We start from the raw sequence: 22,932 nt of genomic DNA on the forward strand, positions 1-22,932 counted from the left end.
CTCAGCCGGCTGCCGCTGCCCCGCAACGGAAAACGGTGAGACTACGCGGTGGGGCCAGGAAATGACCGGCACCCAGCACGTCCTGCTCATTCGCAAGGCCTGCATCCGTGGACAGCAGCATCGACCAGCTGAGCGAGGCGCCTTCGTCGTCCGGGAGCGCGAAGTCGACCCCTTCGTGATAGGCGTTGATCACCACCAGCAGGCTGGCGTCGCTGGCATGCTCGCGTACGCCTGATGCCTGTGCCCTGCCCTCCAGCAGCAAGCCGACCGAGCGCGCACCCGCGTCATTCCAGTCCTCACCGGTCATCTCCCTGCCTGCGGGATTCAGCCAGGTCAGGTCGCGCACATCCGCCTGTTCGTTGTACTGGCCGTTGAGGAAGCGGCCGCGGGTCAGGATCGGATGGGTCTGGCGCAGGGCCAGCAGGTCACGGACGAACTGGGCCAGCCGGCCCTCGGTGGTATCGCGTTCCCAGTCGATCCAGGCCGTTTCGTTGTCCTGGCAATAGGTGTTGTTGTTGCCGCCCTGCGTCTGCGCGCGTTCGTCACCGGCCAGCATCATCGGCGTGCCCTGCGACAGCAGCAACGTGGCCAGCAGGTTGCGCATCTGCTGTTCCCGTAGCGCGTTGATGCCGGCATCGTCGGTCGGGCCCTCGGCACCATGATTGCAGGACGAATCGTTGTTGGAGCCATCACGGTTCTCTTCGCCGTTGGCGTCGTTGTGCTTCTCGTTGTAGCTGACCAGATCGTTGAGCGTGAACCCATCGTGCGCCGTGATGAAGTTGACCGACGCCCACGGCCGGCGGCCACGTCGGTCGAACAGGTCCGCCGAGCCGGTCAGTCGCGTCGCAAACTCTGCCAGCTTGCCCTCGTCGCCCTTCCAGAAGCTGCGCGCGGTGTCGCGGAACGTGTCGTTCCACTCTGCCCAGCCTGGCGGGAAGTGCCCGACCTGGTAGCCGCCCGGGCCGCAGTCCCACGGCTCGGCAATCAGCTTGACCTGGCTGAGCAGCGGGTCCTGGCCGACCGCATCGAGGAAGCCGCCACGCTGGTCGAAGCCTGTGGGCTCCCGCCCCAGGATGGTGGCAAGGTCGAAGCGGAAGCCGTCGACGTGCATTTCCTGCGCCCAATAGCGCAGGGAGTCGCAGACGAAGCGGATGGCCTGCAGGTTGCTCAGATTGAACGTGTTACCGGTACCGGTATCGTTGATGTAGTAGCGCTTGTCCTCGGCCAGGCGGTAGTAGCTGGCATTGTCGATACCCTTGAACGACAGCGTAGGCCCGAGCTCGTTGCCTTCGGCGGTGTGGTTGTAGACCACGTCCATGAAGACCTCCAGACCTTTGCCGTGCATGGCCTTGACCATGTCGCGGAATTCGTCGCGATGGCCGCTGGCCAGGTAGCGGCGCTTGGGCGCGAAGAAGGCCAGCGTGTTGTAGCCCCAGTAATTGCGCAGGCCCTTGTCCAGCAGGTAGTTGTCATCCAGATAGGCATGGACCGGCAGCAGCTCCACGGCGGTCACGCCCAGGTCGCGGATGTAATCCAGCACGGCAGGCTGGGCAAGGCCGGCACAGGTTCCACGAACATCCTCGCCTACCTCTGGATGGCGCTGCGTGTAACCGCGCACGTGGGTCTCGTAAACAACCGTGCGGTTCCAGGGCGTGAGCAGGCGCTCATCCCCTTCCCAGTCATAGGTGTCTTCCACCACCACGGCCTTGGGCATGAACGGTGCACTGTCACGTTCATCGAAACTCAGGTCGCCGTCGGGGTGGCCGATGGTGTAGCCGTAGAGCTCATCGGCCCAGGTCAGGTCGCCGTCTATCTCCCGTGCGTACGGATCCAGCAGCAGCTTGTGGTGGTTGAAGCGGTGGCCTTCGGCCGGGGCGTATGGCCCATGCACCCGATAGCCATATCGCTGGCCCGGCGTTACGTCGGGCAGGTAGCCGTGCCAGATCTCGTTGGTGTACTCGGGCAGCTCGATGCGCTGCTCATTGCCCTGGTCGTCGAACAGGCACAGTTCGACCTTGGTGGCGTTCGCGCTGAAGAGTGCGAAGTTCGTGCCCTTCCCATCAAAGAAGGCGCCTTGGGGAAACGGACGCCCCTCGCGGACGCGGGATGGGGTGGCGTAGCGGCTGGATCTGACCTGGTCGCGCATGGGGGATGCTCTGTGTTCCGGCTGCGGGGTTGCAGCCGGGGAGTCGGGAGCATCGCGGTCCTTCTGTAGACGCGGTGTGGCGGAGGCATCACATGACCATGCACCCCGCTGGGCTTGCTGAAGCTTTCAGGATCGAACGGGCTCACGCCCCTGTGTTTCTGGACGCCGGTGAACGTCCAGAGGCCGGCAGGTCGTCAAACACGCCCTGGCCGATGGCCTGGCGGTTGCTGCAATGGGTACAGCTGAGCACGGCGCCACCGGAAACCGCCGTCAGCCCGATGGGCTCGCGCGCAACGAAATCACTGTCGCAGGCATGGCAGTGCGCGTGCACCTTGACGATGCTGGGCCCCGCCTCGCCCTCCTGGTCCCGGCATTCAACCCGGTCCAGCCGAAACCGGCCTGTTTCGCCGGCTGCACCGCAGCTGTGATGTTCCTCTCGCTCGTACATGTGGTTTCCAGCCGTGATGTTTGGCGCAGCATCACGATTGTCGGGAGAACGTAGCGTGCTGCACCCTTGATCCCCGTGTGAAACCGTACGGCAGGCACGCTGCGTGTCGGGTGGAAATGGACAAGCGGGATCCGGCAGGAAGGAGTACCTTGTGTCCTCGAATCTCACCGGACTGATCCATGCTGCGTGCTGTCGCCTATCGAAGCTTCGCTGTGCCGGGCATTGATGCCCCCCGCCTTGAACGCATCGTGCACGGCGCCCAGCGCTTCAACCGGATGGCGGGTGTCACCGGTGCCATGCTGTTCGATGGCGCACGCTTCCTGCAGTACGTCGAAGGTCCAGCGGATGGTATCGAGGGCGCGATCGGCCGCATCAGGGCCAGCAGTGACCACGAGCGTCTGCATATGCTGGGCGACAGCCTGATCGAGAGCCGTCGGTTTCCGGCCTGGGATATGAGCTGCCTCATGCAAACCAATACCGTACTTGATCGCTTGTTCGTCGCCCCGTGGGGAAGCATGGACCGGTCACTCGATGACGCCGGGAATCCGGTCAGTGGCGTGCTGCTTCTTCGTCGATTGCTGGGTTGACCCTCAACCCGGCAGAGGCAGTTCGGCGCCCTGGCTGTACACCAGCCCCGCGATCGCGGCGAGACAATCATCGGGCGGGATGATCAACAGGTTCATGTCATGGGGTGTGCCGGCGATACCCCCTACCCACACGACGTTGGAGCAAGGGCGGCCAGTCTCTTCATGGTGCTCGCTTTCTGCAGCCTGCGCGCTGCGCCTCAGTCCAGCACCACCGTGAACCGCGTGGCCAAGGCTGACGGCACCACTGCGACGCCTTCCCGCCTCAATTCCACCAGGCCGTAGCGCTCCATCATCTTCAGCGTTCGCGAGAGGCTTGGCAACTTGCGCCCGCTCAGTTCGGCAAGCGCGGTCAGCGACTGCGGCTGGCGCTGGTGCAGTATCCGCAGGAGCCGGCGGTTCTCATCGCTCAGTACCGCAGCCAGCGAGGACAGCGATGTGAAGGTGGTGGCGCCTGTCTGGCATTGCGGCGGCGGGGATCGCCCTTCCCGCTCACGGCCGACGATGCACCGTCGGCTGTCGTTCGGTGCATGGAGGGAGCTCGCGTCTGGCTCGTGCATTGTGTGGGTACTTCCTGCGGCGTTGTAGTGTCGGATCCCGTCGCAGGATCCGATTGAACAAACGGCGCAACCACAGGCGGGCGCATTGTGGTGGGCGGAGCGTGACGATTGGCCGGCCGGCGGCCGACACTACCTCGGAAGCAGTTGCTCGGCCAGTCCGCGATAGATCGGCACCGGGCAGACCAGCCCGGACACCGCGCGGGCGATCAGCACCGTGGCCAGGATGGGCAGCAGCAGGTCGCCGCTGTCGGTCAGCTCCAACGAGATGACCGCCGATGTCAGCGGCGCTTGGGTCACGCCGGTGAGGTAAGCGCACATGCCCAGCAGCACGAAGGCGCGCGGATCGACGGCGGGCATCAGTGCAGCCAGGTTGTGGCCGATGCCGGCGCCCACTGCCAGCGCTGGCGAGAACAGGCCGCCGGGAATACCCGCAATGTACGAGGCCAGGTTGGCGAGCAGTTTCATCAGGCCGAACTCGTGGCCCACCTCGGCGTGGCCCTGCACCAGGCTGCGCGCCTGCTCGTAGCCGGTGCCGTATGCCCCATCACCGAATGCAGCGGCCAGGCCGACAACCACCAGGCCGCAGCCTGCGGCGAGCAGCACCGGGTGCCGTTGCCGCAGCGTGCCCAGCCAGCGTGGCCGGCCGGCAACGCTCGCCAGCACCATGCGGGCGAACACCCCGCCCAGCAGCCCGGCCACCACCCCGCACATCAGAATGGCCAACCAAGCCTGGCCCAGCGGCATGCGTGCGGTCACGTGGCCGAAGTAGGTGTAGTTGCCCAGCAGGCCCAGCGAAACCACACCGCCCACGATGACCGCGGTCAACAGCGTGCCCGAGAACCGATGCTCGAAGCGCCCGCTCAACTCTTCAATGGCGAACACGATGCCCGCCAAGGGCGTGTTGAAGGCCGCCGCGATACCGGCCGCACCGCCTGCCAGCAGGAAGTGCGACAGCTCCTTCGGATCCTTGAAGCCGAACCAGCGGCCGAACAGATACATCAGGCTGGCGCCAACGTGGACGGTGGGCCCCTCGCGGCCGACCGATGCGCCACCGAGCAGCGAAAGCGAGGTCAACAGCAGCTTGCCCGCGGAAACGCTGGGCGAAAGATTGACCTGGCGGAAGGTCTCATCGGGCTTTTCCAGCGCGGCGATGACCTGGGGAATGCCGCTGCCCCGGGTCGGGCGCAGGGCGCCGCTGGTCAGCCAGGCCAACAGCGCGAAGATACCCGGCGTGAGCAGCAGCGCCCACCACGGCGAATGGTCGATGGCGCGCTGGAACAGGCCGAACGCCGCGTCGCTGGCCTTGGCGAACAGGATGGCGACCAGCGCAACGGCCACGGCGCCGATCCACAGCGCGGCCCGGCGACGCCAGGCCTCGCTGCGCAGGTGGCCGGCCAGAGAGGCCTGGATGCGGGGGAACGGGTTCATGGGGACCAGTATGGTCAGTCTCGTGCGCCCGGGAAAGCTGGCGCCTTGGCGGATGACATTGCCGCATGCGGTGGCTGGGCCGGGTTCGGCTTACACACCGGCATTGCAGGTGTAGAGCCGAGCCCACGCTCGGCTGCTCTCCGCGAAAAGCAGCCGAGCACGGGCTCGGCTCTACACAAGCGACGTTCGTTGATCCACTGCTCCAGCGCGTCCTTCGGCATCGGCTTGGCAAACAGATAGCCCTGGAAGTGATCGCAGCCCAGTCCCACCAGCAGGTCACGCTGCGCGCAGGTTTCAACGCCTTCGGCCAGCGCGCTCATGCCCATCACCTGGGAAATCTCCACGATCTTGCCCAGCAGGTGCTGCGCGCGCTCCTGGGTGGTGGCCTCGTCGACGAAGTTGCGGTCGATCTTCAACTTGCGCACTGGCAGCGTGCGCAGTGTGGACAGGCCGGAGAAGCCGGTGCCGAAGTCGTCCAGCGCCCAGGTCACGCCCAGGGCCTCGAGCGCCTTCATCTTCTCGATCGTCTCCGCGGTTTCCGCCGACAGCGCGGACTCGGTCAGTTCCAGCTCGATCAACGCCGGGTTTACCCCCGCATCGCGGATGACGGCGCTGATGGCTGCAACGAAACCGTCGTCCAGCAACTGGATGGGGCTGATGTTCACCGCAACCCGCAGGTCACAGGTTTCTGTCTGGCCAGACCACTGGGCCAGCAGATCACAGGCCTGGCGCAGCACTTCAAGCCCGATGTCACGGATCGCGCCGCTTTCCTCGGCTTGCGCAATGAAGGCACCCGGCGACAGCAGCTCGCCCGACGGACGCCGCCAGCGCACCAGCGCTTCCACGCCGGTCACCACGCCATTGCCGCGCACCTGCGGCTGGTAGTGCACTTCGATCTCACCGTTGCGCACTGAACGGCCCAGCTCGCGCTCCAGGCGCAGCCGGTTGCCGATGTCCTTGCGGTAGATCGCAAAAATCGAGGCCAGCAGGGTCATCGAGATGACCGTATTGGAGCGGGCGCCCCACACGCGCACTTCGATAGGCGGCGACGTTCCGGGGGCCAGGAAATCCAGCGCGCCGATGGCAAACGCTGCGAACGTGGCCAGGCAGGCCAGCGGAAACACCAGCGAGCCGTAGCGCTCGCGCGCGTCGAAGGTGAAAGCCGCACCCGCCGCGAGCGGCAGCAGGAACAGGTGACCCGAGCGCGGCACCCAGGCGATCGGGGCATCGATCACCGCCACGCCCACCACGGACAGGAATACGCCGTGGGCGACGATCAACAAAGAGGTGGCATCGGCGCGACGACTGCGGGCCAAGGCGAGAACGCCGACCGCCATCACGCCGAGGAAGGGCGCGGCCAGCTCGGCGCGGTCAACGTAGAGGTAGCACGCTGTCCAGCCCAGGCCCAGGAGAATGCATGAGACGCCGGCCAGCTTCAGGATGGTGCCGATCTTCCTGCGGCGCGGTGCCTCCTGGAACTTCGGCAGGCCCTGCCATTTCCGCGCTGCTCTGTTGGGCATGTACCGAAGCATCCTTGTGGCATCCGGAGCGCGCCTGGTCGCGCCCCTGACGAAGGGTAGCAAAGCCCGCGCCGGGGCCAAATAGTGTCGATTTTCTGGCGCGGGCCCGCTTCATACCCCCTGCGCCTCGTCACGTCACGTCAACGTCGTTGAACCATTCAAAAGACGGTTGAAATCCGCCGCATCCAATCGGCCCCGGTGACACGTAGAGGTATGCACAACGCGCTGCGAGAGCTGCCACGGGCGCGTTATCCGCAGGTACCCCTGCATTCATCAAGAGGCCGAAGGGCCTCGCCCAACGAGGATACGAACATGCGTAGCCAGATCCAGCGCCTTGCCATTGCCGCGGGCATCGCGGTCGCCTGTACCGCACCTGCAGCGTTCGCCGCCGACAACCCGATGGTGGGCGGCGCACCGATGTATGCCAACAAGACCATCGTGGAAAATGCCTCCACGGCCAAGAACCTCAGCACCCTGGTAGCAGCGGTGAAGGCCGCCGGGCTGGTTGACACGCTGAGCGGCAAGGGCCCGTTCACCGTGTTCGCGCCCGCGAACGAAGCCTTCGAAAAACTTCCGGCCGGTACTGTGGATACGCTGCTGAAACCTGAAAACAAGGCCAAGCTGACCAAGCTGCTGACCTACCACGTGGTCTCGGGCACCTACACCTCGACCCAGTTGACCGCCGCCGCCCGCAGCCACGGTGGCACCAGCACGCTGAAGACCGTGCAGGGCGAGCCGCTGACGGTGAAGCTGCAGGACGGCAAGGTCTGGGTGATCGATGCCAAGGGCGGCAAGGCCTCGGTGACGACCGCTGATGTCATGCAGTCCAACGGCGTGGTGCACGTGGTCGACAGCGTGCTGATGCCGAAGTGATACCTGCCGGCGGAGCCCATGCGCCCGCATGGGCTCCGCTCTGCGGCAACGGTGCTCAGTGCGGCTGCTGCGGCCGCCGCGCGTCCAGCGCTTCCTTGATGCGAGCGATATCGCGGCCGCCTGCGTCGGCGAGGCGACGTACCTGCTGCCGCTCGTTCGGCGGTAAGGGTGCCGCCTGATCGTGCGGAGCAGCTTCCACCAGCCGGCCCACCGCTTCGCGCAACGGCAGCGCCGGGTACAACCGCGCGGCACACCAGCGCTCGGCGAAGCGTTTGCCCTGGCGTATGCTGGCGGCGCGCACATCCTTGGTCTGCCACATCTTCTGCCCCTTCATCCAGAGCCGAACGCCGGGCCGCCCGTCCGGAATGACCGCGGCCACTTCGCGCGCGTTCCACCACAGGGCCCAGCGCTCGCCGGTCTGCACCCAGCCGGAGGGGGTGGGTGCGCGCTGGAAGCCGTGATGTGCGGAGGAGGTAAGCATGGCCCAGAGAATACGCAGGGCGGTCTCACGGCCTGCGACGCTTGTGGCATTCAGCGCCGCGTGCAGGCGGCGGTGTCGCAACCATTGGCGGCGATGCGCCCTTTCTCCAGCACCAGGATCCGGTTGGCCGCCCACAGCGGGCAGGACATGGCGATGCAGGCGCAGCAGGCAGGCGACTTCGGCTTTTCCCAGAGCAGTTTGAAATAGCCTTCGCCGATCCGCCCGCGGATGGTGCCGACGTCTTCGTGGTGCACCGAACCGCTGCAGGTCAGCCCACGGTGCAGGCCCCACGTCTGCAGCTCGGGCAGTGACGTCGAGCGCAGCGCCTCGTCGACGAGCTGCATGAGGCCTGTGGATGCGTGGGTTGCCAGGGACTGCACCGGAGAATTCCGGAAGGGCTCATGTGCGCAGGGCGCCCGTTTGAGCGCCATGCGGCCTAACGCATTGCTGCAGACAACGGCGTTGTCAGATGTCCTGGTGGTGGCGCGCCAGCGGGGTCACCGGTGCATCGCCGCCGCCCACGAAATGGCGGACCACGGGGGCACGTTCGCCCTTGTGCAGTGCCCGCAGCGCTTCCTGGATCTGCTTGTCGTCGGCGGTGATGCGTTCGTGCTGGCGCAGGTGTTCCAGCCAGGACGCCGCAACGAAATACTCCAGGTGGACGCCCGGGCTGGCGACATCCTCGACCACACCCCAGACCACCGCACCATCACGGCGGCGGATGATGCCCAGCTGATGCATGTGCTTGTGGAAGGCCGCGCGGTCTGCATCGTCGATGCGGTACTCGAGGGTGACCAGCACCGGGCCGCGATCATGCGAGACGGCTACCGACAGCTCCGGTGCGGGCCAGTGCCCGGCCGGACGCAGGTTCAGTTCCTCGGTGCCGGCAATGCGCACGCGCCACACCAGCAGGCCGCCGACCGCTGCACCGATGGCGGCTACCAGCAGGGCCAGCTCCGGCGAGGTCTGCTGCGCCAGTGCGCCCCAGCTCAGGCCACCGGCGGCCATGCCGGCCGAGAAGATCATGATGTACAGCGCCAGGGCGCGCGCGCGCACCCAGGCCGGCACCGACGTCTGCGCTGCGATCTGCAGCGAGGACAGCACGGTGATCCAGGCAAAGCCATTGATCATCATCACGGGCGGCAGCAGGTACCAGCTGCGCAGCAGCGCCAGGCCCACCAGGCTGGCCGCCAGGGCGAGCGTGGCCAGCAGCACCAGCATGTCGCGGTCGAGCTTGGCACGCAGCTTGGGCAGCAGCAGTGCGCCACCGACCGCGCCGATGCCGATGCAGCCCAGCAACATGCCGTACTGCCCTGCCCCGCCATGCATCTGGCCGCGGACGACCACCGGCAGCAGGGCGTTGGCGGCGGCGGCAAAGAAGAAGAAGCCGACCGACTTGATCAGCACCGCCTGCAGCTTGCCGGCCTTGGTGGCGTAGCGGATGCCTGCCTTCAGGCCGGCACCGAAGCCTTCCGGCGGCAGGCTGGACGCGGTCGCGTCTCGCTTCCACGCCCACACCACCGCCAACATGGCGGCAAAGGTGATGGCGTTGAAGGCGAACGCGTACATCGCACCGAGCTGGGACACGATGACGCCACCGATGGCCGGGCCGATCGAGCGCGCGATGTTGATGCCGATCGAGTTGAGCGCCACCGCCGACGCCAGCATCGGCTGCGGCACCAGTTCGGACACGATCGCGGCCTGGGCCGGCATCGCCATCGCCGCGCCGCAGCCCATGCAGAACGTCAGCAGCACCAGCAGCTCCGGGCTGAGCATCTGCAGGTGGGTCAGCACGGCCATCACCAGTGCCACCAGCAGCATCCAGCCCTGGGTGAATATCAGGTACCTGCGGCGGTCGACGATGTCGGCGAGCGTGCCGGCGGCCAGCGCCAGCAGCACGATCGGCACGGTGGTGGCCGACTGCACCAGGGCCACCATCAGCGGCGAGCCGGTGCGCTCGGCCATGACCCAGGCCGCGGCCACGTCATTGACCCACGTGCCGATGTTGCTGGCCAGGATGGCCAGCCACAGCGATCGGAACATACCGATCTCCAGCGGGGACCAGGCACCGGCCTGGGGAGAGTTCTGTGATGCGGTTGCATTCACCATTGCCATGCTCCAACGATTGAGGCGAACAGCGTGTCCTGGCCGCCGGCCTGCTTCAGTGCAGGACCCGCATCCATCCAGGCCAGCTGCAGCTGCCATTGCCAGTGTTCGCTGGCCTGCCAGCGTGTTTCGGATTTGTATTGATTGCCGATGCGACGGGCCCCGCCCTCCGTACCGGGCAGTGCCACCAGCGGCGCAGGCGTGGTGTAAACCGCATCGGCGCGGCGGTGCTTCCAGGCCAGCTGCACGCCCAGTTCGGTGGTCACCTTTTCATGCAGGCGCAGGGTCAGCGTGGGTTGGATGTCCATCAGGTTGGCCGGGGCCAGCAGGCTGGCTTCGCTGAAGTACGCCGACTTCGGGTACAACGCATTGAACGTGCCCAGGCGACCATCGTGCAGGTTGCCATCGCCGCTGGCGATGTCCGCCTTGACGCCCAGCCGCGGCTGCAGCGGCACGTTCTGCCACTGCCAGCCGGTATCGGTGGCGACCGTCCATGCACGGATGTCCAGGTCGGCCGCCGCCGTGCGCAGTTCGCCGCCCTGTGCGACCAGCTCGGTGTTCCAGTCCAAGCCGCCTGCGCGGCCAGACCAGCGCGCACCCAGGCTCTGCCGGCGCTCGATGCCGCTGCCAGCGGCGAAGCGGCCCGCCTCCCGTCGGTAGTCGAGCAGGTACAAGTCCCATTGGCCCGGGCCGTGTCCGCGGGCGGTCGTGGCGTAGGCGCCCCACAGATGCGCACCGTGTTCGGCACGGTCATCGAAGGCGGCCGGGCGGTTCTCGACCGCGCGCAGCGCCATCAGGTCCAGCGTGCCCAGGCGACCGGCCCAGCCGACGCGTGCACCGTCGAACGCGAGGCGGATGTTCGGCCCGTCTCGCACCGACAGCAGCCGCGAGCTGCCATAGCCGGCTTCCTGCCGGCCCAGCTGCACGTACATGCCGTTGTTCTCCCAGCGCCAGTAGGCCTGCTGGATGTCCAGCGCGCCACGGTCGGTCCTGCCAGGGCCGCCGGCCTTGCCTTCTTCGGCATGGGCGCCCAGCTGCAGCATGGCCTGCCAGTTGTCGTGGCGGTACCGCGCCGATGCGAGGGCGCGCAGCAGCCCATAGCCGTCCTCGCTTTGGCCGATGCCGAACCGGGTTGGGTCGTAGTACATGCCGCGCAGGCGCAGCGAGGCATCCAGCTGCAGCTGGCCATCGCCGGCGTCGGTGCAGGCGCCGCCGTCACAGGCCAGGGCCAGTGACGGGATGGCCGGCAGGATCAGGGTCAGAAGTACCGCACACTGGCGGACAGCCTTCGCTGGCCGCGTGGCTTCGGATGGAACGGCGTGGGCCATCGACCGCAGGGGTTCGTGGGGGCAGCACAGCTTGACGGTGCTTCGCGTGGCGGCGTAGCCCTGTTGGATGGTCGCGTTGATTACTCTTTCGGGTTACGTGCGGCGCCTACCAGATCGATCACGCGCCGGCCAAAGGAGCAGGCATCGAGGGAATACGCGCCCGGCCCGAGCAGCAACAGGCCCAGCGGCAGCAGGACCAGGGCGGTCAATGGCCCGCTCCAGAGCATCACGCCGGTCGCCAGCAGCACGGCGAACAGGGTGAGCCAACCGGCGGCGACCAGCGCCGAGACCAGCAGCGCGGCAACGGTGTGCCACGGGTCATCGCCGATCGACAGGCACAGCGATGCGGCCAGGCACAGGCGCATCCAGAGCAGCCCGATGCCGGGCGCCCTGTCAGGGAACATCACATAAAGCCGCTGCAAGATCGCTCCCCCTGCGCCATGTAGCGCATTAGTAGCCGCCATGATCGGTTGCTACCTGCCCCGAACGGGGTATATCGACCCCATGCGCGGCGCCGGCAGCGACTGCCAATACGTTATGGCTCATCGCCGTAGGCTTGGCGATCAGCTGGGGATTTCCGAGCAGGCGTGAAAGCCCACATGAAGAACTCCATGAGCAGGCTTGGCGCCAGTATCTGGCACTCCCGGAGCGCGTTCGGAGCCTTCGATGCAAGGCGGATACGCACCCCTGAACGGTGCCCGACAGGATCGGCGACGCGTATGGCTTCGTCCTCGAGGCCGTTGCATCCATGTCGAGCTTCCTTCCGGCCCCTTGGTGGCTGTGCGGATTCTGCGCAGATCCCCTTTGATTCAAGGGGTAGGGAAATACCGTATCAGGGAGTAGGAAAAGCCAGATACGGATCAATCCGCCGAAGTGGCAGGTCCGATCCTTATATAGTTCCACCCCTCAGAGTGAACTGCAGGCACACCATGCCCTACATCGGAATCGGACTCCACTTCATCGCGGCCATCTACTTTGCCGTGCATGCCATCCGCTCAGGCCAGAGCCTGTACTGGCTCCTGCTGCTGTTCTCGTTCCCGCTGCTGGGCAGCCTGGTCTATTTCTTGGCGATCTATCTGCCCGAAATCCGCCATTCGCGCGGCGCCCGCCAGGTGGTTCACTCGGCGAAGCAGTTCATTGACCCGGGCAAGGGCCTGCGCAACGCCCGGGCGGAGCTTGACCGCACGCCGACCGTGCAGAACCGCGTGCGGCTTGGCATGGAGCTGCTGGGGTCCGGCCAGGCCGAGGAAGCCAGGGCGCTGCTGGAGCAGGCCGCCAGTTCGCCGCTGGGTGATGACCCTTACATCCTGACCGGACTGGCACGGGCGCGCCTCGAATCCGGGCACGCCGCGCTTGCCGTGGAGACGCTGGAAGGTCTGTTCGCCCGCCACCCCGATGTCCGCCGCAAGCCTGAGCAGACCCTGCTGTACGCGCAGGCGCTGTCGGACAGCAACGCCCCGGGCGCGCAGGCGGCCTTCGAGCGTGCCGTGGAGTGCGGCAATGATGCCGCGGCGCGCTGCCTGTACGCCGAGTGGCTGCTGGCCCGGCCGGATGCGGCGGACCGCGAGAAGAGCCGCAGTCTGTTTGCCAGCATCCTGGACGATGCCCGGCACTGGTCACGCCATGCACGCAGCCACAACGCGCTGTGGCTGGAGCGTGCCAAGGCGAGGACGAAGGAGTTGGAACGGGCGCGCTGAGCGCCCCCTGCCTGCGGGTCCGGTAGGGCTCGCCCCCCCTGCCCCTCAGGGTCATGACCTGCCTGCAGGGCTCGGCCTGGGGCCATTGCGCGGGCTGCATGACCCGGGCACCACTGACACGCATCGCTGTGCATGAATTGGCATGCCAATCCTGGTTGGCATGGATGGCTGGTGGCGCGATGAAGGGACGTGCCAACCAGGGTCGGCATTCACCAACGCACCTGCCATGAATCCTGCTCATGCCTGCCGCAACAACTTTCCGCTGCTGCGAGGCGGTCGGGGTCGATAAAGTTTCCCGGGCTGGGATGCTCCCGACCACCGAAGGACTGGATACATGCGCCCCCACCCGTCTGCCGCACTTCGACGGCCCCTGGCTGCAAGCCTGGCGCTCGGCATTGTCATCCTGGCCGACGCTTGCCCTGCGCGCGCGTCCGAGCCTCCAGCTGTTGCAGCCCGCGCCACCGATCTGCAGACAGTCAAGGTGGCCGGACCCTCGCAGACCGACCTGCGCCGTGACGACCCGACCCTGCGCATCAGCATCGGCCGCGAGGACATCCTGCGCCACCATGACGACCGGCTTGGCAGCGTCCTGCGTCGGCTTTCCGGGGTCACCGTCACCGCCGAAGGTATCCGCATGCGCGGGCTCGGCGGTGATCACGTGCAGGTCCTGATCGATGGCGACCCGGCACCTGCCGGGTTCTCGATCGATTCCATCGCGCCGGATCTGGTCGAGCGCATCGAGATCCTGCCCACTGCGGTGGCCGAGTACAGCACGCGATCGATCGCCGGCACCCTCAACATCGTCCTGCATCGCACTGATGGCGCACGCCAGCGCACGCTCAAGATCAGTGCAGGGCAGTCCGGCGCTGGCATCATGCCCGCCGCCACCCTGCAGCTGTCGGGCAAGCGCCAGGCACTGGCCTGGTCGGTGAGTGCCACGGCGTCGGCCCCGAAAGAGCGCCTCGATGCGGTCATCGAGGACCAGGCCAGCGATGCGCAGGGGGAACGGCTCCATCTGCGACGCACCGACGAGCGCTACGTCGGCCAGACCAGCACCTTCAACGTTGCGCCGAAGCTGACCCGGACCCTGGGCGACCGCGACGAAGTCAGCTGGAACAACCTGCTGCAGTACAGGAAGGAAGCCTGGGCCCGTGATCGCAACGAGCTCGTGCTTGACGGCGGCCCCAGTGATTATCCGCGCAATCGGTGGATCAACGATTCACGGACCTGGACGACCAAGAGCGATGGGCTGTGGAAGCGCCAGATTGGTGAGCATGACACGCTGGACGTCAAGCTAGGCGTGATGCACTTCAGCCGTGACGTGGATTTCGCCTTCCTCGGCTACGCGCCCGATGGCAGCTTCGCCCTGGATCGCAGCGTGCGCACCCGCGCCACCCATACCGCCTACTCCAGCACCGGCAAGTACGTCAGCGGCTTCAGCGAACGGCATGATCTGGCCTTCGGTTGGGATGCGGGCTACACCGACCGCAACGAGCGCCGCGTACAGCGCGACCGCGCCGGAGATTGCAGCCCATTGGATCTGATCCAGGACGACTATCGGGCCGACATCCATCGACTCGCACTCTACGCGCAGGACCAGTGGCGTACCTCGCCGCGCCTGCAGACTTACCTCGGCCTGCGTTGGGAGGGGCTGGAGACGGCCGTGGGCAGCCGTGCAAGCGGTACGCTGCACAGTCGCTCGAACGTGTTCAGCCCCATCGCGCAGTGGGTGTTCAAGCCGGCCTCGTCCAGCAAGGACCAGCTCCGCTTCGGCGTGGCCCGTACCTTCAATGCACCTCAACCCTGGCAGCTGCTGCCGCGGCGGTACTCGGTCAACAACGGCAATGGGCCGACCAACCCGGACCAGCAGGGCAACCCGACGTTGCGGCCGGACATCGCGTGGGGCGTGGATGCCAGCTACGAGCACTACGTCGGCAAGGATGGGCTGGTCAGCCTGGGGGCATATTCGCGCCGCATCGACGATGTGATCCTGCGATCGCTGTCCGTGCAGGACGGGCTATGGATCAGCACGCCGTACAACGCAGGCAGGGCGCAGACCCATGGTTTCACCCTGGATACCCGATTCGCGCTGGCCGACCTGCTGCGGACGGAGGTCGATCTGCAGATCACGGCGAACCTGACCCGCAACTGGTCACAGGTAGCGTCGGTACCGGGACCGGACAACCGGCTGGCCGACCAGACACCGCTGAGTGGCAACGTGGGGCTGCATTGGCAGGCGTCGAAGCGCTTCTCCAGCAGCGTGGACTACAGCTACAGCGGCGGTGGCACCAACCGGCTCAGCGCCGAGTGGGCGCGCGCATCGACGCCGGAGCGGACGCTGGATGTGGCGGCGGACTGGAAGCTGGACGCGGCCAGTCGATTGAATCTGTCGCTGTCCAATGTTCTGCAGCAGCGGCAGGGCTCACGCACGGTGTATCGGGATGCTGATGGAACGGTGTCGCGATACGCCAGCAGCGACAGCAGAATGGGCGTCAAAGTGCAGTTCGAGAGAGCGTTGTAGATCCACGCCATGCGTGGATGCTCTTTGAGCAACGGGGTCGCAGCCCTTTCCTGTGGAAAGGGATCCGACCCCGGCTTACAACCGTGTGGGTTCATCCACGCATGGCGTGGTTCTACCTGCGGGAAGTCGTAGCGCAGGGTGAAACGCACGTTGCGGCCCGGCTGCGACCAGCGGCCGATGCCATCAGCGCTGGCTGCACCCTGGAAGATGGCGGTGCCTGCACCGGCGGTACGCACGCGGTTCCATAGGTAGTACTCCTTGTTGAACTCGTTGTGGATGCCGGCGGTCAGGTTGATCTTCGGGGTGACGGCGTAGCTGCCGAACACATCCAGCCGTAGCTGCCGTTGCTTATCTTTCCGCAACTGTTGCGGTACTGGACGCCTTCGTCGGCCAAGTACTGGGCGGTGTCGATGAAGTTGCTGTACTTGTCACGGAACACCGACACACCCACACGCAGGCGATCGCTGTGGAATCACCAGCCCATTTCCAGGTTCAGGCTGCGCTCGGCATCGAGGTCCGGATTGCTCCTGCCATGGGGCAACGACACGGTGGCGTCGTCGGATACGCGGGTGCAGTTGGTGCTGGACGCGCTACCGTACATGTCATCCACGCCGGGCGCGCAGAAGCCGCGGCCACGGCGGCGAGCAGGGAAAGAGTCTTCATGGGGCCTTCGTGTCGGTGAGCGTGGGCGCTGGCGAAATGTCCCGGCGCCAAGGCCCAGAGAACCTTCATGGCGTCGCCTGGGATTCGCTTTGGACGGCTATGCGCGCACCAGCGCCATCCATCGGTAGCCGACATGCACGGCACCGGCGGCAATGGGCAGCACGCTGATCCACCCCGACAGCTTCATCACGAAGAACATCACGACGCTGGCGACCAGTACCATGACCGAAACCGCGATCACCCAGCCGTTGAACACCACGACAGCGGCCGCGTCCTCATCCCAGCGGTTGGACGGCCGCCCCTTCACGGCGCGATGGCGGCGCAGCATCCAGACATCGATGAAGAAGTCCGCGATGCCTTCCAACAGGTCCCCGATGAAGCCAGACATGTTCAATCCTTGAGCGTCTGCGCGTGGTGCCGATCTTCAGCGTCGACTGCGCTGGCCGTCAAGTGTGACCGCGCGCCTCACGGCGATCCGCCACATACAGAAGCAGCGCCCCGCAGCCCATCAGCACCGCCGTGGCCTCCAGGGCGCCCTGGTAGCTGCCGGTCGCCCTGGCCATGTACCCGGCGATGACTGGACCGATGATCTGTGCGACGCCATAGCCGAGGGTGACGCGCGCCATGGCCTTGGAGGGATTGGACGGCACATGGCGGCCAACCAGCGTCAGGGTGAGGCTGACGATGCCGACGAAGGTGGCGCCGAACAGCACTGCCGACAACAGATTGATCGCCGTGCCGGACGACACCGCAGGCAGCAGCATGCCGATGCCCTGCATTACGTAGGCCAGCAGCAGCGCTCGGGTGGCACCAAAGCGACAGGCGATGCGGTCCCAGACAAAGGTGGACGGCAGCGCGGCCACGCCGACGACGACCCAGACCCAGCCGCCCCTGCCCTGCAGCACGGGCAGCTTTTCAAGGATGGCGACGATGAAGGTGGCGCCGATGACAAAGCCGAAGCCAGCACAGACATAGGCCGCATTGAGCAGGCGCATCCACGCAGCTGACGTGGCCGGTGGCGGCGCACCCTGCGCAACCGCGGTGCTGGGCGCGGATGCCGGTGCGGGCATCCACAGCCAGGCCGGCACGAAAAACAGCAGGCCCAGCACGCCCAAGGCGATCCACTGCCCCGACCAGGTCAGCGCAGGCAGGGTCAGCACCACCGCCGCACCGGACACCATGATGCCCAGCCCCATGCCGGTGAAGTGCAGGCCCAGATCCGGGCGTCGCCCGCGCTGCAGCAGCCAGTTCAACACCAGGCCGGAGGCCAGCAGCAGCCCAGCCACGCTGGACAGCCCGGACAGGAACCGCAGCACGCCCCAGGCCACCGGATCGCGGGTCAACCCCATGGCCACGGTACTGGCCACGGCCACCACCAGGCCGATGCGGTAGACCACGTACTTCCGGCGAAGATCGCCCGCCGATGCCGCCAGCAGCGTGCCAGCCATGTAGCCGGCGTAGTTGATGGCGGCCAGGCAGCCGGCGGCGACGTAGTCCAGGCCGGCCTGCGCCTTCATGATCGGCAGCATGGGCGTGTAGGCGAAACGGGCGAGGCCGACGGTCAATACCAGCGCACAGATGCCGGCGAAAATGACGCGAAACGGCGTGGTGCTTCCATCAACAGCAGGTGGGTTCATCGCATGGTGTGCCGTGTTCGCGGGATCGGGGGCCGTTGCCGATGGTACAGCGCCGGGCCGCAGTCCCTGCCATGCTATATTGATATGGGATGTCTGCATTATTTGTATTGGATGCATGGCTTGTGGGCGACCACACTGGCGATCCCACCCCACGCAGCTGCTGAAATGAAGCGCTCGCTCTTCCCCACCCCGTCCTGGATCCAGCACCATTACGCTGGCGTGCTCCTGACGGCCGCCGTCGCAGCCGTCGCACTCATGCTGGGGCATTGGCTGCCATTGGTGGGCGGTCCTGTGTTCGGTATCGTGCTTGGCATCGTGCTGAAGAACCTGCTCGCGCCAGCCAGCCGCTTCGATGCCGGCATCCGCTTTGGTGGCAAGCAGGTGCTGCAGTGGTCGATCATCGCGCTGGGTTTCGGGCTCAGCCTGGGTGAGGTGCTGAAGACAGGCATGTCATCCCTGTCGGTGACCCTGGTGACGATGTCGGTGGCCTTCCTCAGCGCCTGGCTGCTGGGACGCTGGCTGCGCGTGGACGGCAAGATGACCGTGCTGATAGGCGTGGGTACGGCGATCTGCGGTGGCTCGGCGATTGCCGCGGTCACGCCCATTCTCAAGCCCGACGATCACGAAACAGCGTTCGCGATCTCCACCATCTTCCTGTTCAACCTGGTGGCGGTGCTGCTGTTCCCGCTGCTCGGCCACCTGATGCACATGAGTGACCTGGGCTTCGGCCTGTGGGCGGGCACCGCCATCAATGACACCTCGTCGGTGGTTGCCGCCGGCTACGCCTACAGTGATCTGGCAGGCGGCTACGCGACGATCGTCAAGCTGACACGCTCGACCCTGATCATTCCGGTGTGCTTGGCGCTGACCGTGGTGATGGCGGCGCTGGCCAAGCGCCGCAGCAACACCGAAGGCGCTGCGGGTGGCTTCAATCTCGGCGCGATCTTCCCGTGGTTCATCCTGTGGTTCCTGGTGGCTTCGGGCCTGCGCACCGCCGGCTGGGTGCCGGACGCCGCGCTGCCGCTGTTGCACACGCTGGCTGAAGTGCTGATCGTGTTCGCGCTGTCCGCGATCGGCCTTTCCGCCAACCTGCGGCGCATGGCCGCCACCGGCATCCGCCCCATCCTGCTGGGCCTGGGCGCATGGGTGGCCGTGGCGACCAGCAGCCTCGTGGTGCAGTACTTTATCGGGCAGCTCTGACCGAAACCCACCCGCATGAACCTCCATCACCTGGCCATCTTCCACGCCATCGCCGAGACCGGCAGCATCTCCGCCGCTGCGATCCGCGTGCGCGTCTCCCAACCAGCGCTGTCGAGGGAGCTGAAGGATTTCGAGGCGCGCCTGGGGGTGGTGCTGTTCGAGCGGCTGCCGCGCGGCATGCGGCTCACCGAACCGGGCAAGGTGCTGCATGCCTACTCGGCGCGGTTGTTCGCCGTGGCCGACAGTGCACAGGCGGCGATGCGCGATTTTGCCGATGCCCGCGCCGGCCAGCTGTCGATGGGCGCCAGCAACACCATCGGCACCTATGTGCTGCCGCGTTTCGTCGCGCAGTTCCGCACGTTGTTCCCGCAGGTGGGTATTTCCCTGTTCGTCGGCAACACCGGGCAGGTCGCGCAGGGCGTGGCCGATCTGCGCTTCACCGTGGGCTTCGTGGAGGGGCCGGTGCGGGTCGAAGGCGTGATCGCCGAGGAATTCAGCCGTGATGAGCTGATTCCCGTGGTGGGTGCGCAGCATCCGTTGGCCGGTCGCAGACGCGCCAACCCGGCCGACATCAACGGGCTGCCGCTGCTGATGCGCGAGCCCGGCTCGGGCACCCGCGAGCTGATCGGCGAGCTGCTGCAGCAGTTGGACGTGCGGACCGGCAACATCGTGGAGTTCGGCAATACCGAGGCGCTGAAACAGGCCGCGATCCATGGCGGCGGCATTGCCTGGTTGCCCAGCATCAGCGTGGTGCGTGACCTGCAGGACGGCAGCCTGGTCCGGCTTCCGGTGCGGGCGCTGGGGCTGCAGCGGCCGCTGAGCATCCTGCGCCGCGAAGGTGCCTATCAGGTGCCGGCGGTCGAGGCCTTCCTGCAACGGGTGCGTAAAGGCTGAGCGCGTCGGGCCGGACATGGTCTGGGCCCGGCACTCGCCGTGCAGCCGCGTCGGCATCGACAGGGCCACCGGCACCCTGGTGACAATGCGGGCATGCAGATCATCGAGCTCACCCCGCAGGTGCATGGCAATGCCGATGCTGCCCTGGCTTTCGACCGCATTCATGACGCCCCGGGCACCCGGACGCTGGTGGGAAGGCGCCGGGTCAGTGTGATGATCCATACGCATGAACGAATCCCACCCAGGCGCCGGGTCCAGCGCTAGACGACCGGTCTAATCGGGAGTATCGTCACTCCCATGAATCCCGGCCCCGACATTGCAGGCACCGACGTCCGCCGGAAAATCCTGGCCAGCGGCCGCCGCACCATGGGCGGCAAGGGCTTCTCGGCGGTGGGCCTGAACGAGGTGCTGACCGCCGCAGGCGTGCCGAAGGGCTCGTTCTATCACTACTTCGGCTCCAAAGAAGCCTTTGGCGAAGCCCTGCTGCAGGACTACTTCGACGAGTACCTCGCCGAAATGGACCAGATTTTTGGCAGCGCCGGCCAGAACAAGGCCGAGCAGCTGGAGCGCTACTTCTCCGCCTGGATGGAGAGCCAGTCGTTCGAGGACTGCCAGGGCAAGTGCCTGGCGGTGAAACTGGGCGCCGAAGTGGCTGACCTCTCGCCCGCCATGCGTGCGGCCATGCGCAGCGGCACGGCCGGCATCATCGAACGCCTGACCCTGGCGATCGAAGGCGGCCTGGCCGACGGCTCCCTGGCCAGCAGCGGTGATGCCTCCGCGCTGGCACAAAGCCTCTACCAGCTCTGGCTGGGCGCCAGCATCATGGTCAAAATCGTGCGCGGCCCGGAGCCCTTCGAGAACGCACGGCTTACCACCCGCGAGATCCTGCGTCCCTCACGCTGAGCGAGGGATGCATCCGACACACTTCCAGCGGAGTGTTTTTTTACGACCAACCTCTAGACGACCGGTCTACTGCGTCATCCTTCCAACAGGAGCACCACCATGAAAGTCCTCATCGTTCTGACCTCGCACGACCAGCTTGGCGACACCGGGCACAAGACCGGCTTCTGGCTGGAAGAACTGGCCGCCCCCTACTACGCCTTCAAGGATGCGGGCGCCGCGATCGTGCTGGCCTCGCCCAAGGGGGGCCAGCCGCCACTGGACCCGAAGAGCAACGAGCCGGCGTTCCAGACCGAACTGACCCACCGCTTCGAAGCCGATGCCGACGCAAAGGCGCAGCTGGCCGCCACCGTGCGCCTGGACAGCGTCAACGCGGCCGACTTCGACACCGTGTTCTACCCCGGCGGCCACGGTCCGCTGTGGGATCTGGCCAATGACGCCCACTCCATCGCGCTGATCGAATCGTTCGTTGCCAGCGGCAAGCCGGTCGGCCTGGTCTGCCACGCACCGGGCGTGCTGCGCCAGGTCAAGGCGTCCGATGGCAAGCCCTTGGTCGCCGGCAAGCAGGTCACCGGCTTTGCCAACACCGAGGAGGACGCGGTGGGCCTGACCCAGGTCGTGCCCTTCCTGGTGGAGGACATGCTGAAGGACCTGGGTGGTGACTACAGCAAGGGGCCGGACTGGGCGTCGTACGTACGCCGCGATGGCCTGCTGGTGACGGGCCAGAACCCGGGCTCGTCGGCCGAAGCCGCCACGGTGCTGATCCAGGCAGTCGCCAAAGCCTGAGCGCCATGGAGGAGCGATCCGGCGCGTACGCCCGGATCGCTTCGCTTCCCCGTGCTGCGGTGCGCACACAGGCACGCTGCGTCTCTCCCAGAACATTCCCCACACCGGGCAGTTCCCGTGAAGCGCACCCAGGCGACACCCACGGCGTCCACCGAGACGGTGCCGCCGATCTGTCCAGCGCCCTGCGCCAGATGCTGCTGCGCCATCGCGATGGCCTGCTCGTGGTCCACGACGCGGACCAGCATTTCTACGTCAACTGCCGCACGCCGCGCGCCAACGGCAAAGTGCAGTTCTTCGGTGCGGTGATGGTGTCCGGACGCAGGCACGCCTTCCACCTGAGGCCCGTCTATGACCATCCCGAGCTGCTGGCTGACATCAGTCCAGCCTTGAAGCAGCGTATGCAGGGCAAATCCTGCTTCAACTTCGAGCGCTGGGATACGCCATTGCTGCAGGAGCTGCAGAGGCTGGTGGATCAGGGTGCCGCCCGTTACGCGACTGAAGGCAGGCTCTGACGCCGGACGGCGCGCCTAGCGTTCCCGGCAGCGCAGCCACCCGCCCGACGGCGACGCCACCTGTTCCCAGCCATTGGCCAAGCGCCGGAAAGCCTGACCACCAATGCAGGCGGTGCCGGTGCGCTTGGCTTCGGCCGAACCGAGCCCAGGCAGAGCGCTCACCTCGGTGGAGGGACCGGGACGACCGGCCTGGCGGGCTTCGTACTGCAGCGTATTGGCCTCGACACTATCGCAGTACGCCTTGAAGGTGGGATGCGGGTGCTTGGGCCACGCGTACTGCGCGCAGTTGAAGGGCGTGGTGCTCTTCGCCATCGAGTTGTGGGCCGGCCGTGGCGCGGCCGGCAGCGGTTTGCGCGCGGGGCCGGTCGCGGAGCGGATCTGCTGCGCGGCGGCCGGAAGTGCGGCGACCAGCAGCCACACCATCACCAGAGGGCGAACATCCATGACCTGTCCTCGTTCCTTGAGTCTGCACTGCGGTGGTGCGCGCGTGTGACGCGTCACGCTTTCGATGGATTAACGCGCTGATTCTGCCGCAAATCCCCCGCCTGCCGATACCGGTCCGCGCGCCTGTCATGCGCACGTTTCATCCTGCGGCCGGCGATCTGACACTCGTAGGAGGCTTGCGCCGGGCCACAACGCCGGACATCC

The 22,932-nt window shown here is 66.5% G+C and carries 24 protein-coding genes; 10 read left to right on the forward strand and 14 right to left on the reverse strand.

Features of this window, described 5'->3' with window-relative positions:
- Position 1: 1 nt before the first annotated feature.
- Both glgX and AC1VXD_RS04225 read right to left on the reverse strand, forming a co-directional pair.
- Positions 2 to 2,146 (reverse strand): glycogen debranching protein GlgX, encoded by a 2,145-nt coding sequence (glgX, locus tag AC1VXD_RS04220; RefSeq protein ID WP_482990989.1) that lies wholly within the window; start codon positions 2,144 to 2,146, stop codon positions 2 to 4.
- Positions 2,147 to 2,288: 142 nt separating this feature from the next.
- The gene (locus AC1VXD_RS04225; RefSeq protein ID WP_482990990.1) at positions 2,289 to 2,594 is read right to left on the reverse strand and encodes a hypothetical protein; all 306 of its coding nucleotides are present in this window, start codon (positions 2,592 to 2,594) and stop codon (positions 2,289 to 2,291) included.
- A gap of 179 nt (positions 2,595 to 2,773) precedes the next feature.
- Here AC1VXD_RS04225 and AC1VXD_RS04230 point away from each other — a divergent pair, with 179 nt between their 5' ends.
- Positions 2,774 to 3,181: a BLUF domain-containing protein gene (locus AC1VXD_RS04230; RefSeq protein WP_482990991.1), complete on the forward strand. Its 408-nt coding sequence runs from the start codon at positions 2,774 to 2,776 to the stop codon at positions 3,179 to 3,181.
- Between the two features lie 197 nt (positions 3,182 to 3,378).
- On the opposite strand, the gene AC1VXD_RS04235 is transcribed toward AC1VXD_RS04230, so the two are convergent.
- The 3 genes from AC1VXD_RS04235 to AC1VXD_RS04245 all read right to left on the reverse strand — a co-directional run bounded on the left by AC1VXD_RS04235 (position 3,379) and on the right by AC1VXD_RS04245 (position 6,686).
- Positions 3,379 to 3,738: an HVO_A0114 family putative DNA-binding protein gene (locus AC1VXD_RS04235; protein ID WP_482990992.1), complete on the reverse strand. Its 360-nt coding sequence runs from the start codon at positions 3,736 to 3,738 to the stop codon at positions 3,379 to 3,381.
- A gap of 129 nt (positions 3,739 to 3,867) precedes the next feature.
- Positions 3,868 to 5,166 carry a chloride channel protein gene (locus AC1VXD_RS04240; protein WP_482990993.1) on the reverse strand — a complete coding sequence of 433 codons (1,299 nt, stop codon included), beginning with the start codon at positions 5,164 to 5,166 and terminating at the stop codon, positions 3,868 to 3,870.
- A 14-nt stretch (positions 5,167 to 5,180) separates the two neighbouring features.
- The gene (locus tag AC1VXD_RS04245; RefSeq protein ID WP_482990994.1) at positions 5,181 to 6,686 is read right to left on the reverse strand and encodes a putative bifunctional diguanylate cyclase/phosphodiesterase; all 1,506 of its coding nucleotides are present in this window, start codon (positions 6,684 to 6,686) and stop codon (positions 5,181 to 5,183) included.
- Between the two features lie 312 nt (positions 6,687 to 6,998).
- On the opposite strand from AC1VXD_RS04245, the gene AC1VXD_RS04250 reads away from it, so the two are divergent.
- Positions 6,999 to 7,559, forward strand: a complete 561-nt coding sequence (locus tag AC1VXD_RS04250) for a fasciclin domain-containing protein (RefSeq protein WP_164072707.1) — start codon at positions 6,999 to 7,001, stop codon at positions 7,557 to 7,559.
- A 55-nt stretch (positions 7,560 to 7,614) separates the two neighbouring features.
- Here AC1VXD_RS04250 and AC1VXD_RS04255 read toward each other — a convergent pair whose 3' ends face one another.
- The 5 genes from AC1VXD_RS04255 to AC1VXD_RS04275 form a co-directional block, all read right to left on the reverse strand.
- Positions 7,615 to 8,040 carry a hypothetical protein gene (locus AC1VXD_RS04255; RefSeq protein ID WP_482990995.1) on the reverse strand — a complete coding sequence of 142 codons (426 nt, stop codon included), beginning with the start codon at positions 8,038 to 8,040 and terminating at the stop codon, positions 7,615 to 7,617.
- 50 nt (positions 8,041 to 8,090) lie between these two features.
- Positions 8,091 to 8,384, reverse strand: a complete 294-nt coding sequence (locus AC1VXD_RS04260) for a hypothetical protein (protein WP_482990996.1) — start codon at positions 8,382 to 8,384, stop codon at positions 8,091 to 8,093.
- Between the two features lie 121 nt (positions 8,385 to 8,505).
- A complete protein-coding gene (locus AC1VXD_RS04265) occupies positions 8,506 to 10,149 on the reverse strand; it encodes an MFS transporter (RefSeq protein ID WP_482990997.1) in 1,644 nt (547 codons plus the stop codon).
- The gene (locus AC1VXD_RS04270; protein ID WP_482991060.1) at positions 10,143 to 11,387 is read right to left on the reverse strand and encodes an alginate export family protein; all 1,245 of its coding nucleotides are present in this window, start codon (positions 11,385 to 11,387) and stop codon (positions 10,143 to 10,145) included. Before AC1VXD_RS04270 ends, AC1VXD_RS04265 begins: the two co-directional genes overlap by 7 nt.
- Before the next feature lie 167 nt (positions 11,388 to 11,554).
- Positions 11,555 to 11,878, reverse strand: coding sequence for a hypothetical protein (locus AC1VXD_RS04275; RefSeq protein ID WP_482990998.1), 324 nt, complete (start codon positions 11,876 to 11,878; stop codon positions 11,555 to 11,557).
- Positions 11,879 to 12,403: 525 nt separating this feature from the next.
- Here AC1VXD_RS04275 and AC1VXD_RS04280 point away from each other — a divergent pair.
- Positions 12,404 to 13,171, forward strand: a complete 768-nt coding sequence (locus AC1VXD_RS04280; protein ID WP_482990999.1) for a tetratricopeptide repeat protein — start codon at positions 12,404 to 12,406, stop codon at positions 13,169 to 13,171.
- A 481-nt stretch (positions 13,172 to 13,652) separates the two neighbouring features.
- Complete coding sequence (locus AC1VXD_RS04285; RefSeq protein WP_482991000.1) at positions 13,653 to 15,692, forward strand: TonB-dependent receptor plug domain-containing protein; 2,040 nt, start codon at positions 13,653 to 13,655, stop codon at positions 15,690 to 15,692.
- Positions 15,693 to 16,164: 472 nt separating this feature from the next.
- Here the strand turns inward: AC1VXD_RS04285 and AC1VXD_RS04290 are convergent, their stop codons facing one another.
- The 3 genes from AC1VXD_RS04290 to AC1VXD_RS04300 all read right to left on the reverse strand — a co-directional run bounded on the left by AC1VXD_RS04290 (position 16,165) and on the right by AC1VXD_RS04300 (position 17,992).
- Positions 16,165 to 16,293: a hypothetical protein gene (locus AC1VXD_RS04290; RefSeq protein WP_482991001.1), complete on the reverse strand. Its 129-nt coding sequence runs from the start codon at positions 16,291 to 16,293 to the stop codon at positions 16,165 to 16,167.
- 159 nt (positions 16,294 to 16,452) lie between these two features.
- Entirely contained in the window at positions 16,453 to 16,743 is a 291-nt protein-coding gene (locus AC1VXD_RS04295; RefSeq protein ID WP_482991002.1) for a hypothetical protein, read from the reverse strand.
- Between the two features lie 58 nt (positions 16,744 to 16,801).
- A complete protein-coding gene (locus tag AC1VXD_RS04300; protein WP_482991003.1) occupies positions 16,802 to 17,992 on the reverse strand; it encodes a YbfB/YjiJ family MFS transporter in 1,191 nt (396 codons plus the stop codon).
- Between the two features lie 165 nt (positions 17,993 to 18,157).
- On the opposite strand from AC1VXD_RS04300, the gene AC1VXD_RS04305 reads away from it, so the two are divergent.
- The 6 genes from AC1VXD_RS04305 (at position 18,158) to AC1VXD_RS04330 (ending at position 22,284) form a co-directional block, all read left to right on the forward strand.
- Complete coding sequence (locus AC1VXD_RS04305) at positions 18,158 to 19,192, forward strand: YeiH family protein (protein ID WP_482991004.1); 1,035 nt, start codon at positions 18,158 to 18,160, stop codon at positions 19,190 to 19,192.
- A 15-nt stretch (positions 19,193 to 19,207) separates the two neighbouring features.
- Positions 19,208 to 20,086, forward strand: a complete 879-nt coding sequence (locus AC1VXD_RS04310; RefSeq protein WP_482991005.1) for a LysR family transcriptional regulator — start codon at positions 19,208 to 19,210, stop codon at positions 20,084 to 20,086.
- A 93-nt stretch (positions 20,087 to 20,179) separates the two neighbouring features.
- Positions 20,180 to 20,350, forward strand: coding sequence for a hypothetical protein (locus tag AC1VXD_RS04315; protein WP_482991006.1), 171 nt, complete (start codon positions 20,180 to 20,182; stop codon positions 20,348 to 20,350).
- Positions 20,351 to 20,383: 33 nt separating this feature from the next.
- Entirely contained in the window at positions 20,384 to 20,989 is a 606-nt protein-coding gene (locus tag AC1VXD_RS04320; protein WP_482991007.1) for a TetR/AcrR family transcriptional regulator, read from the forward strand.
- Between the two features lie 99 nt (positions 20,990 to 21,088).
- Positions 21,089 to 21,772 carry a type 1 glutamine amidotransferase domain-containing protein gene (locus tag AC1VXD_RS04325; RefSeq protein ID WP_482991008.1) on the forward strand — a complete coding sequence of 228 codons (684 nt, stop codon included), beginning with the start codon at positions 21,089 to 21,091 and terminating at the stop codon, positions 21,770 to 21,772.
- Between the two features lie 5 nt (positions 21,773 to 21,777).
- Positions 21,778 to 22,284, forward strand: coding sequence for a hypothetical protein (locus tag AC1VXD_RS04330; protein ID WP_482991009.1), 507 nt, complete (start codon positions 21,778 to 21,780; stop codon positions 22,282 to 22,284).
- A 15-nt stretch (positions 22,285 to 22,299) separates the two neighbouring features.
- On the opposite strand, the gene AC1VXD_RS04335 is transcribed toward AC1VXD_RS04330, so the two are convergent.
- Entirely contained in the window at positions 22,300 to 22,728 is a 429-nt protein-coding gene (locus AC1VXD_RS04335) for a hypothetical protein (RefSeq protein WP_482991010.1), read from the reverse strand.
- Positions 22,729 to 22,932: the final 204 nt, after the last annotated feature.

It is taken from the genome of Stenotrophomonas sp. STEN054 (genome assembly GCF_056854535.1).